17 protein-coding genes are annotated in these 16,594 nt (G+C 70.8%); 7 read left to right on the top strand and 10 right to left on the bottom strand.

The window, feature by feature from the left end; genetic code table 11:
• Positions 1-34: 34 nt before the first annotated feature.
• A complete protein-coding gene (locus P3L51_RS07740) occupies positions 35-859 on the top strand; it encodes an IclR family transcriptional regulator (protein WP_354604330.1) in 825 nt (274 codons plus the stop codon).
• Between the two features lie 224 nt (positions 860-1,083).
• On the opposite strand, the gene P3L51_RS07735 is transcribed toward P3L51_RS07740, so the two are convergent.
• The gene (locus P3L51_RS07735) at positions 1,084-1,395 is read right to left on the bottom strand and encodes a DUF5955 family protein (RefSeq protein ID WP_354604329.1); all 312 of its coding nucleotides are present in this window, start codon (positions 1,393-1,395) and stop codon (positions 1,084-1,086) included.
• Positions 1,396-1,665: 270 nt separating this feature from the next.
• Here P3L51_RS07735 and P3L51_RS07730 point away from each other — a divergent pair, with 270 nt between their 5' ends.
• The 4 genes from P3L51_RS07730 to P3L51_RS07715 all read left to right on the top strand — a co-directional run bounded on the left by P3L51_RS07730 (position 1,666) and on the right by P3L51_RS07715 (position 5,652).
• Positions 1,666-2,277: a nucleotidyltransferase family protein gene (locus tag P3L51_RS07730; protein WP_354604328.1), complete on the top strand. Its 612-nt coding sequence runs from the start codon at positions 1,666-1,668 to the stop codon at positions 2,275-2,277.
• 215 nt (positions 2,278-2,492) lie between these two features.
• Positions 2,493-4,115 carry a malate synthase A gene (aceB, locus tag P3L51_RS07725; protein WP_354604327.1) on the top strand — a complete coding sequence of 541 codons (1,623 nt, stop codon included), beginning with the start codon at positions 2,493-2,495 and terminating at the stop codon, positions 4,113-4,115.
• 109 nt (positions 4,116-4,224) lie between these two features.
• Entirely contained in the window at positions 4,225-4,848 is a 624-nt protein-coding gene (locus tag P3L51_RS07720) for a GNAT family N-acetyltransferase (RefSeq protein ID WP_354604326.1), read from the top strand.
• Between the two features lie 180 nt (positions 4,849-5,028).
• Positions 5,029-5,652: a TIGR03086 family metal-binding protein gene (locus tag P3L51_RS07715; protein ID WP_354604325.1), complete on the top strand. Its 624-nt coding sequence runs from the start codon at positions 5,029-5,031 to the stop codon at positions 5,650-5,652.
• Between the two features lie 21 nt (positions 5,653-5,673).
• On the opposite strand, the gene P3L51_RS07710 is transcribed toward P3L51_RS07715, so the two are convergent.
• Positions 5,674-7,902: a HEAT repeat domain-containing protein gene (locus tag P3L51_RS07710; RefSeq protein WP_354604324.1), complete on the bottom strand. Its 2,229-nt coding sequence runs from the start codon at positions 7,900-7,902 to the stop codon at positions 5,674-5,676.
• Positions 7,903-8,053: 151 nt separating this feature from the next.
• Here P3L51_RS07710 and P3L51_RS07705 point away from each other — a divergent pair, with 151 nt between their 5' ends.
• Positions 8,054-8,896 carry a chitosanase gene (locus P3L51_RS07705; protein WP_354604323.1) on the top strand — a complete coding sequence of 281 codons (843 nt, stop codon included), beginning with the start codon at positions 8,054-8,056 and terminating at the stop codon, positions 8,894-8,896.
• A 62-nt stretch (positions 8,897-8,958) separates the two neighbouring features.
• Here P3L51_RS07705 and P3L51_RS07700 read toward each other — a convergent pair whose 3' ends face one another.
• A complete protein-coding gene (locus P3L51_RS07700) occupies positions 8,959-9,336 on the bottom strand; it encodes a VOC family protein (RefSeq protein ID WP_354604322.1) in 378 nt (125 codons plus the stop codon).
• 148 nt (positions 9,337-9,484) lie between these two features.
• Between P3L51_RS07700 and P3L51_RS07695 the strand changes: the two genes are divergently transcribed.
• Positions 9,485-10,366: a chitosanase gene (locus tag P3L51_RS07695; protein ID WP_354604321.1), complete on the top strand. Its 882-nt coding sequence runs from the start codon at positions 9,485-9,487 to the stop codon at positions 10,364-10,366.
• Positions 10,367-10,430: 64 nt separating this feature from the next.
• Here the strand turns inward: P3L51_RS07695 and P3L51_RS07690 are convergent, their stop codons facing one another.
• The 7 genes from P3L51_RS07690 to P3L51_RS07660 form a co-directional block, all read right to left on the bottom strand.
• Entirely contained in the window at positions 10,431-11,879 is a 1,449-nt protein-coding gene (locus P3L51_RS07690; RefSeq protein ID WP_435594402.1) for a nucleobase:cation symporter-2 family protein, read from the bottom strand.
• Positions 11,880-12,330: 451 nt separating this feature from the next.
• Positions 12,331-13,707, bottom strand: a complete 1,377-nt coding sequence (locus P3L51_RS07685) for an 8-oxoguanine deaminase (protein ID WP_354604320.1) — start codon at positions 13,705-13,707, stop codon at positions 12,331-12,333.
• 168 nt (positions 13,708-13,875) lie between these two features.
• Entirely contained in the window at positions 13,876-14,799 is a 924-nt protein-coding gene (gene pucL, locus P3L51_RS07680) for a factor-independent urate hydroxylase (protein ID WP_354604319.1), read from the bottom strand.
• A 3-nt stretch (positions 14,800-14,802) separates the two neighbouring features.
• Complete coding sequence (uraH, locus tag P3L51_RS07675; protein ID WP_354604318.1) at positions 14,803-15,231, bottom strand: hydroxyisourate hydrolase; 429 nt, start codon at positions 15,229-15,231, stop codon at positions 14,803-14,805.
• A 12-nt stretch (positions 15,232-15,243) separates the two neighbouring features.
• A complete protein-coding gene (gene uraD, locus P3L51_RS07670; protein WP_354604317.1) occupies positions 15,244-15,759 on the bottom strand; it encodes a 2-oxo-4-hydroxy-4-carboxy-5-ureidoimidazoline decarboxylase in 516 nt (171 codons plus the stop codon).
• 171 nt (positions 15,760-15,930) lie between these two features.
• Positions 15,931-16,242 (bottom strand): helix-turn-helix domain-containing protein, encoded by a 312-nt coding sequence (locus P3L51_RS07665; RefSeq protein ID WP_354604352.1) that lies wholly within the window; start codon positions 16,240-16,242, stop codon positions 15,931-15,933.
• Positions 16,243-16,304: 62 nt separating this feature from the next.
• Complete coding sequence (locus tag P3L51_RS07660; protein ID WP_164253454.1) at positions 16,305-16,556, bottom strand: YkoF family thiamine-binding protein; 252 nt, start codon at positions 16,554-16,556, stop codon at positions 16,305-16,307.
• Between the last annotated feature and the right edge of the window lie 38 nt (positions 16,557-16,594).

Genomic DNA, 16,594 nt, shown 5'->3' with positions numbered 1-16,594 from the left:
CAGCCTGTCCCGACGCCCCGAGAGGACCGTTGTTGTGCCGACGTCCAGCGCCGCCAGTGCCAGCGCCACCGACGCCACCAAGCCCGCATCCGCGAGCGGCGGCGTCCAGTCCCTCGAGCGTGCCTTCGATCTGTTGGAGCGGATGGCGGACGCGGGCGGCGAGGTCGGCCTGAGCGAGCTCTCGGCGAGCAGCGGACTGCCCCTGCCGACCATCCACCGGCTGATGCGTACGCTCGTCGCCTGCGGTTATGTACGACAGCAGTCGAACCGCCGGTACGCGCTCGGCCCGCGCCTCATCCGGCTCGGCGAGTCTGCGTCGCGACTGCTCGGCACCTGGGCGCGGCCGTATCTGGCTCGGCTGGTCGAGGAGACCGGCGAGACGGCGAACATGGCGCTGCTCGACGGCGACGAGATCGTGTATGTCGCGCAGGTGCCGTCCAAGCACTCGATGCGGATGTTCACCGAGGTCGGCCGGCGGGTGCTCCCCCACTCCACGGGCGTGGGCAAGGCGCTCCTCGCGCACGCGTCGGCCGACGAGGTGCGGGCGCTGCTCGGGCGTACGGGTATGCCGGCGGCCACGGAGAAGACGATCACGACGCCGGACGGCTTCCTCGCGGCGCTCGACGTGGTGCGCGCCACCGGTTACGCGGTGGACGACAACGAGCAGGAGATGGGGGTCCGCTGCCTGGCGGTGCCGGTGCCCAACTCCCCCACGCCTGCGGCGATTTCGATCTCGGGGCCGGCCGGCCGGGTCACGGAGACGGCCACCGAGAGGATCGTGCCGATCCTCCAGGAAGTGGCGCGGGAGCTGTCCGAGGCGCTGGCGAGTACGGCCGCGGCGGCCCATCAGCAGCCGTAAGTCCCGTGCGCGCCGGACCACTTGGCCCTTCGAGACGTGAGGACCGAGACGTGAGGCCCGGGGCCGACGCCCTGGGCCAACGCCCGGGACCACTACATGAGGCCCGCGACGTGAGCGCCGTACGCCCCAATCCCCTGGGGCGTACGGCGCTCTGGCACCTCGAAGCCGGTACCCGATACCTGAAAGACCGGGTGAGCGGCAACAAGCCCTGGTGCCTTCCTGCTTCAGCGCGCTAATTCTCCGAAGAGGTCGACCGCCTTCCTGACATCCATCAGGGTGGGCGCCAGCGCGCTCACCGAGCCGATCGAGCCGACGATCAGCAGCAGCGAGCGACGCATCCGCAGAATCTCCGGATCGCCTCCCGCCACCATCGCGGCCATCGCGGCCAGTTCTTCCTCCGCGATCCCTCTGTCCCTGAACTCGTTCGGATACACGGCGAGTTCCCGCCTGAGACGCGCCACGGCGTACCGCAGCCCGGTCAGTCTCGGATCCTCGCCCCGCTCTGTCACTCGCGTATGCCCCACGCTCCGCAACAAAGTTCTTCCCCCTCGCACGCCATGGTGCATGTGCCTTCGGCATGGTGCTCGCCCCTCCGGCGCCTCCCTTGAAACACGCCCGGCGCCGCGAGACGCGGGACAGTAAACGCCACACGGGCGGCCGTGCGCCACCTGATGGACAATATTCAACTTGTTCATCCGGCGTATCGCCAGGTGGGAGCCGCGCAACGATCTGACGCACCGTCCGACAGCGCCGGGCGCGGTGGCGCAAAAGGGCGCTTGAGGGCCCGGGTGAGGTATGCAGAACGCATGAACGACAACGATCACGGAGAGTCGCCGGTCGCCGGGCTGCTGCTCGCGGCGGGCGGCGGGCGGCGGCTGGGCGGGCGGCCGAAGGCGCTGCTGCCGTACCGGGGGCGCCCGCTGGTGGAGCTCGCCGCGCGGTCGCTGCGCGACGGCGGCTGCGAGCGGGTGCATGTGGTGCTCGGGGCCGCCGCCGCCGAGGTGCGGGCCCGCGCCGTACTGCCGGGCTGCGTACTGGTCGACAACCCGGAGTGGACCGGGGGCATGGGCTCGTCGCTACGGGCCGGGCTGGCCTCGCTGGCGGCGGCCTCCGCCCACTCGGCGGCGCTGGTGATGCTGGTGGACCAGCCGGGGATCGGCCCGGTGGCGGTGGCCCGGGTACGGGCCGCGTACCGCTCCCCCGGGACACTCGCCGCGGCCTCCTACGGAGGCGAGCGCGGCCATCCGGTGCTGTTCGGCGCGGACCACTGGGCGGGGATCGCGGCGGATGCGACGGGCGATCAGGGGGCACGCGGCTATCTGAGGTCCCACGCGCGCGACATCGTTCTCGTCGAGTGCGGGGATGTCGCGGAGGCGTACGACATCGACACGGAGGAGGATCTGTCGCACCTTGAGTAACGACGGTGGCACTGAGCGCCGCGTTCTGTCGTGCCAGAGAATCTCGACGTCAACAAACCATTGAACTTCCACAATGAGGAAACTATTATCCACAGGTCAGAAGCGCCCGACCCCCCGGAAGGCGCCCGCGACCACAGCACGGCGTCCCGGCACCCAGTGCCTCCCACGGTGACCCGGCGGTCGCCGAGGGCCGCCCGTCGAAGGAGTGACAGCCCATGTCCGCACCAGCGCCGTCCCCGCTGGCCGTCGTCGATGCCGACACCCTGCCCCGGCAGGACGAGGCCCTCACCGACGCGGCTCTCGCCTTCGTGGCCGAACTGCACCGCCGGTTCACCCCCCGGCGTGACGAGCTCCTGGTCCGCAGGGGCGAGCGGCGTACGGAGATCGCCCGTACGTCGAGGCTGGACTTCCTGCCCGAGACCGCGGCCGTACGCGAGGACGACTCCTGGCGCGTCGCGCCGTCCCCGGCAGCGCTGAACGACCGCCGGGTGGAGATCACCGGGCCCACCGACCGGAAGATGACGATCAACGCGCTCAACTCCGGCGCGAAGATCTGGTTGGCGGACTTCGAGGACGCTTCGGCTCCCACCTGGGAGAACGTCATCACCGGCCAGCTCAATCTGATGGACGCCTACGCGCGCGAGGTCGACTTCACCGACCCGGCGTCCGGCAAGTCGTACGCGCTCAAGGCCGCCGGCGAACTCGCGACGGTCGTCATGCGCCCGCGCGGCTGGCATCTGGACGAGCGCCACCTCCGCTCCGAGGCCGGTGCGGTCCCGGGCGCACTGGTCGACTTCGGGCTGTACTTCTTCCACAACGCCGAGCGGCTCATCGAGCTGGGCAAGGGCCCGTACTTCTACCTGCCGAAGACCGAGTCGCACCTGGAAGCGCGGCTCTGGAACGACGTGTTCGTCTTCGCCCAGGAGTACGTGGGCATCCCGCAGGGCACGGTCCGCGCGACCGTACTGATCGAGACGATCACAGCGGCGTACGAGATGGACGAGATCCTGTACGAACTCCGCGACCACGCCTCCGGGTTGAACGCCGGCCGCTGGGACTATCTCTTCTCGATCGTCAAGAACTTCCGGGACGGCGGCCCCAAGTTCGTCCTGCCTGACCGCAACGCGGTCACGATGACGGCCCCGTTCATGCGCGCGTACACCGAACTCCTCGTCCGCACCTGCCACAAGCGCGGCGCGCACGCCATCGGCGGCATGGCGGCCTTCATCCCCTCGCGACGCGACCCCGAGGTCAACAAGGTCGCCTTCGCGAAGGTCAAGGACGACAAGGACCGCGAGGCGGCGGACGGCTTCGACGGCTCCTGGGTCGCCCACCCCGATCTGGTCCCGATCGCGATGGCGTCCTTCGACGCCGTGCTGGGCGAGCGCCCCAACCAGAAGGACCGCCTGCGCGAGGACGTCTCGGTGACGGCACCCGAACTGATCGCGATCGACTCCCTCGACGCCAAGCCCACCTACCAGGGCCTGATCGGCGCGGTCCAGGTCGGCATCCGCTACATCGAGGCGTGGCTGCGCGGCCTCGGCGCGGTCGCCATCTTCAACCTGATGGAGGACGCGGCGACGGCGGAGATCTCCCGCTCCCAGATCTGGCAGTGGATCAACGCGGGAGTGGTCTTCGAGAACGGCGAGACGGCCACCGCCGACCTGGTCCGCGAGATCGCGGCGGCGGAACTGGCCGCGATCCGCACGGAGATCGGCGAGGAGTCGTTCACGGCGGGCACCTGGCAACAGGCCCACGACCTGCTGCTGACGGTGGCGCTGGACGAGACCTACGAGGACTTCCTGACGCTCCCGGCCTACGAACAACTCCGCGGCTGACAACCACGGTCGACACGCCCCACGCCCCACGCCTCCGGCCCCGGCGCATCCCCGCGCCGGGGCCGGAGCGCCATTGCGAGAGCGCTCTCAAGCGGGTCACAATCGCGGTATGGCCTTCATTCGTCCGTATCGCCCCGGCGACCGCCCCGCGGTGTTCGACATCTGTGTGCGGACCGCCGACGCCGGTGGGGACTCGCGGCATCTGTACCCGGACAGTGAGCTGGTGCCCAGTGTCTTCGCCGCGCCGTATCTGGAGTTGGAGCCGGAGCTGGCCTTCGTGCTGGACGACGGGGAGGGGCGGGCCGTCGGGTATGTCCTGGGGGTCGAGGACACTCCTCGCTTCGTGAAGGCCTTCCGGCGGGACTGGCTGCCCGTCGTGGGGGAGCGCTATCCGGCGCCGGGTGAGGGCGTGGGAACGCGTACTCCGAGCGACGTCATGGCGGGCCTGCTGCACGATCCCGAGCGGATGGTGCTGCCCGAACTCGCGGATCATCCGGCGCACTTGCACATCGATCTGCTGCCGGATCGGCAGGGGCAGGGGCACGGCAGGGCGCTGATTCTCGCGCTTCTCGACGCGCTGCGTGGCAAGGGGGTGGGCGCCGTGCATCTGTCGATGCTGACCGCGAACACCGGGGCGCGGGCCTTCTACGACCGGGTGGGGTTCTACGAGATCACCGTGCCGGGGGCGGACGCGGACGAGGTGACGTATCTGGGGCGCGGTACGACGCCCTGAGGGCTCACTCGGCGGCTGCCTCCCACTCACGGGCGGGGAACGCGCACACCGCCTTCGCGTGCTCGGCGCCGGCAGGAGGACCTGGGTGGCCGGTCTCCGTCCGGCCACCGCGCCGCCGCCGTAGGACAAGAGAGGTGCCGTGCGGCGATGAGTTTCGGTGATCGAGCGGGTCTACCTCTCATGGACACCGATACGGATACGCAACTGCCCGACCACGGACCCGCCTGTCGCAGCATCGCCGGGCTGCTCGACGGTATCGACGGCATCGACGAGAAGCAGCTCGCGGCGCCCACGCCCTGTCCCGACTACACCGTGCGGGAGCTGCTCGCGCATCTGGTCGGGCTGACCGTCGCCTTCCGGGATGCCGGGACGAAGGCGCTGGGGCCGACGACCGACACGCCGCCGACCGGGGGACTGCCGCAGTTGGAGGACGGGTGGCGGGCCGCGCTGCTGACGCAGATGGACGGGCTCGTCGAGGTCTGGCGTTCGCCCGAGGCGTGGCAGGGCTTCACCCGGGCCGGTGGCGTGGATCTGCCGGCCCAGGTGGCGGGGCTCGTGGCGCTGAACGAGCTGGTCGTGCACGGCTGGGACCTGGCACGCGGCACCGGGCAGGCGTACGAGGCCGACCCGGCGAGCCTGGAGGCGACGCTGGCGTTCCTCGAACCGGCGGCGGCGAGCGCGGAGGCGGGCGAGGCACCGGAGGGGCTGTTCGGCCCGCCGGTGCGCCAGCCGGCCGACGCGCCGCTGCTCGACCGGGTCATCGGGCTGAGCGGGCGTCGGCCGGACTGGCGGCCCGGGGAGTAACGCGCAGTCGCGCGGACGGCGCTACGTCGCGGACACGCCCCGCGCCGGGTTCTCCGATTCGCGCAGCAGCGCTCGCGCCTCCTCGCGGAAGCGGGCGTCCGCGCGGACCGGGTCCTGGGAGAAGCCGGGTATGAAGACGTGGGCGTCACGTTCCGCCAAGTCGGTCAGCCGAGTGAGCTGATGGGCCGTCAAGTTCCTTGCGCCGAAGGCCCGTAGGAAGTCCAGCGCCGATTGCGGGTCCGCGTTGGTCTCGGCGGATGTCAGGGCCGCGTCCGCCAGCCGGGTGTGGTCCTGGCCCGTGGGGTCGACGGTGAGGAGGGCGAGTGCCGCTGCCGCCGCGTGGTCGGGGTGGTCCAGTTTGCGTGCCAGGAGCGGGGCGAGCGGGCGGCCCAGCTCGCCGAGCGCGCCCGCCGCCCCGGCCGCGCGGACGTTCTGCCAGCGGGTCCAGTCCCCGTCGGCCTCCTCCAGAACTCCGGCGAGAATGGGCAGGGCTTCGTCCGCACTGCCTGTGAGCCGCCACAGCGCGCGGGCGATCTCGGTGTCGCCGTCGAGGCGGGGATTCGTACGCCCCTCCTCGGAGGAGCCCCGCGGCTTGCGAGCCGTGTCGCTCAGCGCGGCACGCAGATACGGCAGCAGGGCCGACGCCTCCGAACCGCCCAGCTCCCCCGCGAGTTTCGCCGCGTCGGCCACGTCCCGGTCGCCGGAGACCAGCGCTTCGGTGACGGCCTTCACCAGCGGTCCGGTCTCCCCCGTGAGCCGGTGCAGCGCCGATCCCACGTCGAGCGGGCTCTGCTCGGTGAGGTCCGCGGCGTGCAGCGCCGCCGCCACGCGGTCCCGTTCCTCCGGGGGACAGATGGCGGGCAGGGCGCGCAGTACGACGAAGGGGTAGCGGTCCAGCGCCGCCAGCAGGTCCGGTACGGCCGGTGCCGCGCGTTGTCCCCAGCCGGCCAGGAGCAGGCCGAGGTGGATCGACTCGTTCCACGCGATGTCGCTGTCCGCCAGCCGGGCCCGGACGGCGTCCAGCAGCTCCGGCACGCACGGGAACGGGTCAGGGTCCCCTTCGCGGGCGGCCCCGTCCCATCCCCCGGGGCGCGTCTTCGCCGCCGCGTCGAGCGCCTTCGGCCGCTGTGACAGGTCGGCGGCCAGCAGCGGGGCCGCCGTCTCCGGGACCACCCCGACCAGTGCCGCCAGCGCGCGGTCGGCCAGCTCGCCGCCCTCGGTGGCGAGGGCCGTGAGCGCGGGGACGGCGGGTGCCGCGTACGCACCGAGCTGCCTGACGACCGAGAGCGCGGGGCTCGCCGACGAAGGATCGCCCAGCAGCGCGGCCAACGGTCCGGCGAGGCGGGCCGGTGCGGCGCGGGAGACCTCGCAGGCGTGCTCGGCCGCCGAGACGGCCTCGCCGCGCGCGTCGGCGTCCGGATGGCGCAGCCCGGCGTCGGCCAGTGTGAACGCGGCCTCCCTCGCCTCGTCCGTGTCCCGGTCCAGCAGCCCCTCGACCACATATCGCAGGGGCTCGTTCTGCTCCATGTCGAACCGGCTCGCGACCAGCGGCTCAAGGGGCAGCAGGGAGATGAGCGTGTCGTGATGGGCCGCCGTCCACGGCAGGTCCGCGTCCACACAGGCCAGCAGGGCGGCCAGTCGCACCGGCGCGCCCTCCGCGCCGTCCCCGCCCCCTTCCCCGTCGTCCCCCGGTGTCCCGAGCACGGCCGTCTCGAACTCCCGCGCACCCGCCGGGTCGAGCAACACCGTCCCGGCGAGCACCTCCGCCCGTACCACCGGGTCCAACTCGCCCTCCCAGCACCGTCGCAGCACGGGAAGCACCTGCTCCGCCGCGCCGGTCCTGGCCGCCGCCCAGACCGCCGCCTGCCGTACAGAGGTGTCGGGCGACTCGATCAGCGGGAGTATCAGGGGCAGTTGGGCGGCCACGGCCGCCCGGCACGCGCCGGGTGTGTCACTCCGCTCGTCCTCGCTCTCGGCGATGCAGCCGAGCAGCAGAAGCATGTCGGCCGGCCTGATCCCGGCCGCGGCCAGCCGGGCGGGATACGGCACGGCGTGCGCCGTCGCCTCGTACACCGACCCCTGGTGGACGATGTTTCCGTAGAGCTCGTACAGCGCCTCTTCCGACTCCTCGGCGTCGTCGCTCGCCAACGCCCGGAGTTGGTCGGGGAGATCGTCGGCGCTTCCATAGGCGTGCTCCCGTTCCGCCCACGGCTGCGCGTCGAGGTCGGCGAAAATCTGTGCGAGATCCATGGAGAGAATCCTGGCACGAGCCTCTGACAACGCCGCCGGCCCGGCCGCCGCCGGTGGACCGCCTGTGCGTCCGGGGCGCCGGGGCTGTTGACTGGGGTCGTGACCCGGGCCGGGCCGGGCCGGACCCCGGGCCGTGAGGAAAGGCCGCTTCATGCCGTACGCGCTCCGCCGACCGCTGCTCGCACTGCTGCTGGCTCTCGCCACCCTGTGCGCGGGCACGGCGTGCACCGCCGCCGCGGGGAAGGACACGGCCGCGGGGAAGGGCGCCGCGACGGCGCTGGACGACCCGGCGAAGAAGGAGATCGCGATGCGGCTGGTCTCCAGCGCCGAGAACTCCTCGCTCGACTGGAAGGCCCAGTACCGCTACATCGAGGACATCGGCGACGGCCGCGGCTACACCGCCGGCATCGTCGGCTTCTGCACCGGCTGCGGCGATCTGCTTAAGGTGGTCGAGCGTTACGTGGCGGCCCGGCCGGACGGCAATGTGCTGGAGCCCTTCCTCCCGGCGCTCCGCGCGGTCAAGGGCGGTGAATCGCACGACGGGCTCGGCACCGCGTTCACCACCGCGTGGCGTGAGGCGGCCGGCGATCCGGTGTTCAGGAAGACGCAGGACGCCGAGCGTGACCGGATCTACTTCGACCCCGCCGTGGACGCGGCGAAGGGCGACGGGCTGGGCGCGCTGGGGCAGTTCATCTATTACGACGCGTACGTGATGCACGGCTTCCGCGACGCGCGCGGCTCGGTCGGCGTCCGTACGATGCGCCAACAGGCCCTGAAGAAGGCCGGGTCACCGGCGAAGGGCGGGGACGAGACCGCGTATCTGAACGCCTTCCTCGACGCCCGCGTCGACGCGATGCGCCGCGAAGCGTCGCACTCGGACACCAGCCGTGTCGAGACCGCTCAGCGCGTCTTCCTCGACGCGGGGAATCTGGATCTCGAACCGCCACTCAAGTGGAAGGTGTACGGGGACAGTTACCGCATCGACCGGGGCTGAGCCGGCGGCCGGCCGAAGCCGCCGCCTCACCCGTATCGCCCGCATCGCCCGCCCCACCCCTCTCACTCGATCAGCGTCCGCTTCGGGCGCACCACGCAGAACTCGTTCCCCTCCGGGTCCGCCAGCACCGTCCATGACTCCTCGCCGGTCTGTCCGACGTCGACGCGCCGGGCGCCGAGCGTGATCAGACGGTCGATCTCGGCCTCGCGGTCCTCCGCGACCGTCGTCAGGTCGAGGTGGAGGCGGTTCTTGACGGTCTTGCGCTCCGTCGCGGGCACCGGCATGAAGCACATGCCGACCGGTGCGGACTCGTCGGGCCCGATGACCACCTCCCGTTCGCGTTCGGACAGCACCCGCCAGCGCAGCGCAGCCGCCCAGAAGCGGGCGAGGCCGGGCAGATCGTGCGTGTCGACGACGATGTGATGCAGGCTCAGAGGCATCCCGGCAGTATGCGCCGGGCCCGTTCCCCCGCGCATCGTCGATTTCTTTGACGCGCCATGGGTGTACGTCACCGCCAACCTTCGGTAGGAAAGCTTCCTAACAGAAACCGAACCGGTCGGTTTCCAACAGCCCCCCCATGGAGGTCCGGTGCCAACCCCCCACGCCCGCACCCATGCCCGCACTCGCACATTCGGACTCGTTCCCCGCGTCCTGCTCGGTCTCGTCCTCGTCGCCGGACCCGTCACGGCCGTCGCCCACGCGTCGCCCGGAGCGGACAGGGCCGGCGCCACGGCGGCGACAGGCGCGGCAGCCGTCGCCGCCCCCGGCCTGGACGACCCGGCGAAGAAGGAGATCGCGATGCGGCTGGTCTCCAGCGCCGAGAACTCCTCACTCGACTGGAAAGGTCAGTACGGCTACATCGAGGACATCGGCGACGGCCGCGGCTACACCGCCGGCATCATCGGCTTCTGCTCCGGCACCAGCGACATGCTGGACCTGGTCGAGCTCTACACCGAGCGCGAGCCTGACAACCCCCTCGCCCCCTACCTGCCCGCGCTGCGTGCCGTCGACGGCACGGACTCGCACGAAGGACTCGACCCCGGCTACACCGACGCCTGGCAGGAGGCGGCCCGGGACCCAGCGTTCCAGACCGCGCAGAACGACGAGCGCGACCGCGTCTACTTCAACCCGGCGGTGAACCGCGGCAAGGAGGACGGCATCGGCACGCTCGGGCAGTTCGCCTACTACGACGCCATCGTCATGCACGGCGACGGGGGCTCCGACGTCAGCTTCAGCGGTATCCGCCGGCGGGCGTTGAACGAGGCGCGGCCTCCGTCGGAGGGCGGCGACGAGACCGCGTACCTGAACGCCTTCCTCGACGCCCGGGTCTGGGCGATGAAGCAGGAGGCGGCGCACGAGGACACCAGCCGGGTGGACACGGCGCAGCGGGTGTTCCTCGACGCGGGCAATCTGAGCCTGGACCCGCCGCTCGACTGGAAGGTGTACGGGCAGGACTTCCACATCGGCTGATCCGTCCCCCCGCGAGACCCTCGGCGTCGGTGCGGCACGCTGCCGCACCGACGCCGACCGACCCTCAGTGCTGTCCCGGGGGAGTCGGCGCCCTGCCGACTTCGGCAGCGACAACGGCAGCGGCCCCGGCCTCCGTCGGCTCCGTCGCCTCCGTCGGCTCCGTCGCCTCCGAAGTCCCTTTCCCACCCCAGTGGTTGAACGCCAGGTTCAGCACGATCGCCACCACACACCCCGTACTGATCCCGGAGTCGAGCACCACCAACAGGTCCTTCGGGAAGGCGTGGTAGAACTCCGGCGCCGCGATCGGTATCAGGCCGATGCCGACGGCGGCGGCCACGATCAGCGCGTTCTCGCCCTTCTCCAGGGCAGCGGTCGCCAGCGTCTGGATGCCGCTCGCCGCGACCGAGCCGAAGAGCACGATGCCGGCGCCGCCGAGGACCGGCAGCGGTACGAGTGCGATCACCGATGCCAGTACCGGGCACAGGCCCAGCAGAATGAGGATGCCGCCGCCCGCCGCGACGACGAAGCGGCTGCGGACCTTGGTCATGGCGACCAGCCCGATGTTCTGGGCGAACGCGCTGCACATGAAGCCGTTGAATAGCGGGCTGATGGCGCTGCCCAGCGTGTCGGCGCGCAGTCCGCCCTCGATGACGCGCTCGTCCGCCGGCCGGTCCACGATCTTGCCGAGCGCCAGCATGTCGGCGGTCGACTCCGTCATGCAGACGAGCATCACGACGCACATGGAGATGATCGCCGCGATCTCGAACTGCGGCGCCCCGAAGTGGAACGGCGTCGGGAAGCCGACGAGATCCGCGTCCCTGATCGCGTCGAAGTTCGTCATGTTCATCGGGATCGCCACGACGGTGCCGACGACCAGGCCGAGCAGGATGGCGATCTGCTGGAGGAAGCCGCGCAGCACCTTGCGCAGGACCAGCACGATCAGCAGGGTGAGGCCGGCCATCCCGATGTTCCTCATGGAGCCGTAGCCGTCGGCCGTGGCATCGCCGCCCTGGGACCAGTTGAAGGCCACCGGGAGCAGTGAGACACCGATCAGGGTGATGACGGTGCCGGTGACGACGGGCGGGAAGAACCGCACCAGTTTGGAGAAGTACGGCGTGAGGACGAATCCGAGCACGCCGGCGACGATGATCGCGCCGAAGATGACGGTGATGCCCTCGGCGCCGCGCTCCCGCCCGATGGCGACCATCGGCGTCACACCGGCGAACGAGACGCCGTTGACGAACGGCAGACGCGCGCCGACCGTCCAGAAGCCGAGGGTCTGGAGCAGGGTGGCTATGCCGGCGGTGAAGAGGCTGGCGCCCATGAGGAACGCGGTGTCGCGGGCGTTCAGGCCCACGGCGGGCCCGACGATCATCGGCGGCGCCACCACGCCCGCGTACATGGCGGCCACGTGCTGCAGGCCGCTGGTGAACATCTTGAAGGGCGGCAGCGTCTCGTCGACCGGATGCCTTCGCTCCCGGTCGGGTAGTGCGTCCGGTATCTCGTCCGGTATCGCGTCGGAGGCGGGTAGGTCTTTGCGAAACCTGGGCTTGGCGGCCACGGGTGTTCCTCCGGTCGGTTACGCGTCGGCGGCGACGCGGGTATCAGGGAGGTGCTGGGGATGCGGGACGTCGGGCGGTCTGGACGTCGGGACGTCGGGACGTCGGACAAGGGACGGGCGACGCGGGACTCGCACGTCGGACGTCGGACGTGCGACGGGCGACGTCGGACAAGGGACGTCCGACGCGGGGATCATGCGGGTGGTGGCATGCGGAGCGACGAGCCCGCGATACGTACACGAGTCACCGTCCCGGGTGGCGGCGCACCGTCGTGCGGTACGCCGCCACCCGGACGCGGCTGCCAGGAACCCCGCTCGGGCCCCATGGCCGCCGGTCGAGGGCCGTCCCCCTCGACCGGACTTCCCGGAAGTTCTGCGGCCGGACCGGTCAGGCCCGTGAGAGGCGTCAGCCCGCCGCCGTGATCCGCGCGAGGCGCCGCGCCTCGATCCGCGTGGAGCGGGCGATGGCGTCCTCGTCCACCGTGGTGAGGTGGTTGTCCTCGACGACGGTGTGGCCGTTGACGAGGGAGAGCGTGACGGGCGCGGCGGCCCCGAGGATCAGGGCGATGACCGGGTCGGCGATGGTGGAGTGGGCCAGGGTGTCCAGCTTCCACAGCACCAGGTCGGCGAGCTTCCCGGTCTCGATCGAGCCGATCTGGTCCGCGCGGCCGAGGACTTGGGCGCCACCGTAGGTGCCGAGCCGGAGCGCCTGACGGGCCGTCAGGGCGGACTCCCGGTGGGCACCGAGGCGGTTGATGAGCAGCGCGTTGCGCAACTCGGTGTGCAGTTCGCCCGATTCGTTGGACGCGGTGCCGTCCACGCCGAGGCCGACGGGGACGCCCGCCTTCAGCATGTCGGGTACGCGCGCGATTCCGGCCGCGAGACGGGCGTTGGAGGACGGGCAGTGCGCGACGCCCGTGCCCGTGCGGGCGAAGGCGGTGATGTCCGAGTCGTTCATATGGACGCAATGGGCCATCCATACGTCGGAGCCGAGCCAGCCCGTCGACTCGAAGTAGTCGGTCGGGCCCATCCCGAACAGCTCCTTGCAGAACTGCTCCTCCTCGACGGTCTCGCTGCCGTGGGTATGCAGCCGTACGCCCTTGCGGCGCGCCAACTCGGCTCCCTGACGCATCAGTTCGGTGGAGACCGAGAACGGCGAGCACGGTGCGACGGCGATCTGGGTCATCGCGTCGAACGAGGCGTCGTGGTACTGGTCGACGGTCGCCTCGGTGGCGGCGAGCGCGCCGTCCAGCGACTCGACGGCGAAGTCCGGCGGCAGGCCGCCGTCCGACTGGCCGCGGTCCATGGACCCGCGGGCGAGCGTGAAACGTACGCCCGTCTCCGACGCGGCCCCGATGATGGCGCCGGACAGATCGCCGGAGCCGCGCGGGTACACGTAGTGGTGGTCCATCGCGGTGGTGACCCCGCCGCGCGCCATCATCGCCAGTGAGCCCTGGGCGGCGGCGCGCGCCATGGACTCGTCGATGCGCGCCCACGTCGGGTAGAGCGCCACCAGCCAGTCGAACAGGTTGTGATCGGTGGCCAGACCGCGGGTGATCCACTGGTAGAAGTGGTGGTGGGTGTTGACCAGGCCGGGGGTGACGAGATGGCCGGTGCCGTCGACACGCCGTACGACGTTCTCCAGCCCGGCGGGGGCGCGGCCGGCGCCCACCGATTCGATGAGGTTGTCCGCGACGACGACGTGCCCGGAGGCGTACTCGGTGTCGTTCGCGTCCACTGTCGCGATGGCACAGTTCTCGATGACGATGCGCGAAGCCGCCATGGCGGGTCCTCGTTCTTCCCATTGGATGGACGGATCCGGGGGTCGAGCGGGGTGAGAGACGGATCCGCGGTTCTGCCGGTGCGCAGATGCCCCCGCTCCTCCCCCATCTCGCCCCCTTCTGAGGGGACTTGACGCCGGCGCGCACGTCGGGGGTACGGCGAGGTGGTGCTACAGGTTGGTCATGTCGAGCGGGATCCGCGGTTCGGCGCCGTCGCGCAGCACGGTTGCCTCGATGAGGCCGTACGGACGGTCGGCGGCGAAGTACACCTCGTTGTCGTTCTTCAGCTCGAACGGTTCGAGGTCGACCAGGAAGTGGTGGTTGTTGGGGAGGGAGAACCGGATCTCGTCGATCTCGCTGCGGCTGTCGATGATCCGCGAGCCCATTTGGTAGAGCGTCTGCTGGAGCGAGAGCGAGTACGTCTCGGCGAAGGCCTGGAGCAGGTGCTCGCGCGCCTGCTCGTAGGACTTCTCCCAGTCGGGCATCCGCTCCGCGTCGTCGGTCCAGTTGTAGCGCCATCTGGCGGTCACGTCGGTGGCGAGTATGCGGTCGTACGCCTCGCGCAGGGTCGTGTACTTGTCCTTGACGTAGCCCCAGAACTCGGAGTTGGTCGAGTTCAGCACCGTCAGGTCCTTGAGGCCGGAGATGATCTCCCACTTCCCGCCGTCGAAGGTGATCTGCGAGACCCGGGTCTCCTGGCCCTTGCGTACGAAGGAGTGCCTGGTCTCTTCGGCGCCGCCGGCCTCGGAGCCGGCGCCGGAGACCGCGATGCGCTCCCAGGCGTACTCCTCGATCCGGATCCGTGCCCGGTGGATCGGGCCCTGGCTGGTGACGAAGTGCCGGGCGAGATGGATACCGAACTGCTCGGCGGACTCGATGCCGTGCTCCTTGGCGAACGCGTACACCGTGTTCTTGGTGGTGTCGGTCGGCAGGACGTTGGCGTTGGAGCCGGAGTAGTGGACCTCCTCCATGTCGCCGGAGAGGGCGACGGAGACGTTCAGGTCCTTGATGTGGTGGGTGTCGCCGTCCCGGGTGATTCTGACGACGCGGTTCTCCGCTTTGCCGTACTGGTTCTGGCCGAGAATGGTCGGCATCTGCTAGCTCCCTCGGTATACGGAGTAGCCGAACGGGTTGAGCAGCAGCGGTACATGGAAGTGCTCGCCGGGAGTGACGGCGAAGGTGATCGCCACTTCCGGAAAGAACGCACCGCTGTCCCGTAGCGCGGGGGCATCCTGCTGTGCCTCGGCTTGCTTCTGGCTGTGGGTCCGGCCGTCGGTCCGGCCGTCGGTCCGGCCGTGGAAGTACGCCTCGGTCTCGAAGTCGAGCCGTACGTGGGTCGTTCCCTCCGGCAGCGCCGGCAGGTCCTTGCACCGCCCGTCGGCGTCGGTCGCCGACCGGCCCAGTACCACCCACGGCTCGCGGCCACCGCCACGGGCGGAGAGCGAGACGACGACGGACTCGGCGGGGCGGCCGACACTCGTGTCCAGGATGTGCGTGGACACCGACGCGGTGGTTTGCGTGCTCAAGGGTTCACTCCCCTACTTCAGCGGGTCTTCCTCTACGAGGCGGGTCAGCCGGATGCGGTTGATCTTGCCCAGCTCGGTGCGGACGACGGCCCGCTCCTGTTCGGGCGAGTTGCCGATCCGTATGCGGACCGCGTCCCGCATCTGCTCACCGGTCCTGCCGGTGGCGCAGATCAGGAAGACGTGTCCGAACCGGTCCTGGTAGGCCAGGTTCAGGTCGAGCAGTTCCGCCTTGAGTTCGTCGGACGCCCCGGCCATGCCCCGCTGTTCGCGGGCGGAGGCCGGGTCGCCCGGCTTCGGCCGGCCGATGGGCGGGTGCCCCGCCATCGCCTCCGCCAGATCCTCGGCGGTCAGTTCGGCCGTCGTGCTGTCACTGGCGGCGAAGAGGGCTTCGGCGGTGGCGTACGGCCGGTGGGCGAGCAGTTCGCTCCCCCAGGCCGTACTGGCGCACACCTCGTGCAGTGCGGCGAGCGCCGCGCTGGCGGGGGACGTGTTGAACCGGGTGAGGCCCGGTGGCGGGTCGGTCGTCACGGGAGCCTCCGTGGGGGCTGTGCTTGACGGGCTGCGGGACAGCTAACGCCTTCACGAACATCACGTCAACACTTTGTTGAATTCTTTCGGGCGGACGCCCCGGCGACCCGCCCCGACCGGACCGACCCGACCGGCTCGTCCGGACCGCCCCGTCCGGACCGGCCCTCCGGGTCAGCTCGTCTCCGACCGGTTCAGATAGTTGTAGACGGTGAACCGGCTGACCCCGAGCGCGCCGGCGACGGTCTCCACTCCGTGCCGTACGGAGAATGCCCCGCGCGCCTCCAGCGACCGCACCACCGACTGCTTGGCCTTGCGGTCCAGTTCCGACAGGGGCATGCCGTGCCGGCGCTCCAGCGCGACGAGGATGTGGTCGAGCGATTCGGAGAGCTGCGGGAGGCGTACGGCGACGACGTCCTCGCCCTCCCAGCTCAGGACGACGTCGTCGGGCCGGGCCTGGTCGGGCCGTACGGTCTCCGCGCCCATCGCGTCGACGAGCGGCTTCACCGCCGCGAGCAGCGGATGGTCGGGCACACCGGACGCCCCGGTCACCGCTCGTCCTCCGCGATCACGTTCACCTGGAGCGAGACGCGGGTGGCACCGGCCTCCAGGGAGCGGCGGAGCAGGGCGTCGACGGCCGAGATGACGGCGTCGGCGCCGCCCTCGGCGGTGTTGCCGAACGGTCCGACGTCCACGGCGTCCAGTTCGGCCGCCTGGATGACCTCGCGGGCCACCACGGCGTGGCCGGGCGCCTCGTCCAGGTCGAACGGTTCGGTCGTGAATTCCACTCTCAGTCGCACGCGCACAACCTACTGCGCGAAAGGCGGACCCTTGCCCG

The organism is Streptomyces panacea (assembly GCF_040560175.1).
Taxonomy (GTDB): Bacteria; Actinomycetota; Actinomycetes; order Streptomycetales; family Streptomycetaceae; genus Streptomyces; species Streptomyces panacea.
Note: the sequence above shows the minus strand (reverse complement) of the source record. Positions and strands in the feature narration are given on the sequence as shown.

Excerpts from the sequence above, each read along its gene's own strand:
- P3L51_RS07685 (WP_354604320.1), bottom strand. The coding sequence starts at position 13,707 with ATGGCGGCTTCGCGCATCGTCATCGAGAACTGTGCCATCGCGACAGTG.
- P3L51_RS07705 (WP_354604323.1), top strand. The coding sequence starts at position 8,054 with ATGCCGTACGCGCTCCGCCGACCGCTGCTCGCACTGCTGCTGGCTCTC.
- P3L51_RS07715 (WP_354604325.1), top strand. The coding sequence starts at position 5,029 with ATGGACACCGATACGGATACGCAACTGCCCGACCACGGACCCGCCTGT.
- P3L51_RS07710 (WP_354604324.1), bottom strand. The coding sequence starts at position 7,902 with ATGGATCTCGCACAGATTTTCGCCGACCTCGACGCGCAGCCGTGGGCG.
- P3L51_RS07730 (WP_354604328.1), top strand. The coding sequence starts at position 1,666 with ATGAACGACAACGATCACGGAGAGTCGCCGGTCGCCGGGCTGCTGCTC.
- pucL (WP_354604319.1), bottom strand. The coding sequence starts at position 14,799 with ATGCCGACCATTCTCGGCCAGAACCAGTACGGCAAAGCGGAGAACCGC.
- P3L51_RS07700 (WP_354604322.1), bottom strand. The coding sequence starts at position 9,336 with ATGCCTCTGAGCCTGCATCACATCGTCGTCGACACGCACGATCTGCCC.
- P3L51_RS07720 (WP_354604326.1), top strand. The coding sequence starts at position 4,225 with ATGGCCTTCATTCGTCCGTATCGCCCCGGCGACCGCCCCGCGGTGTTC.
- aceB (WP_354604327.1), top strand. The coding sequence starts at position 2,493 with ATGTCCGCACCAGCGCCGTCCCCGCTGGCCGTCGTCGATGCCGACACC.
- P3L51_RS07665 (WP_354604352.1), bottom strand. The coding sequence starts at position 16,242 with ATGGGCGCGGAGACCGTACGGCCCGACCAGGCCCGGCCCGACGACGTC.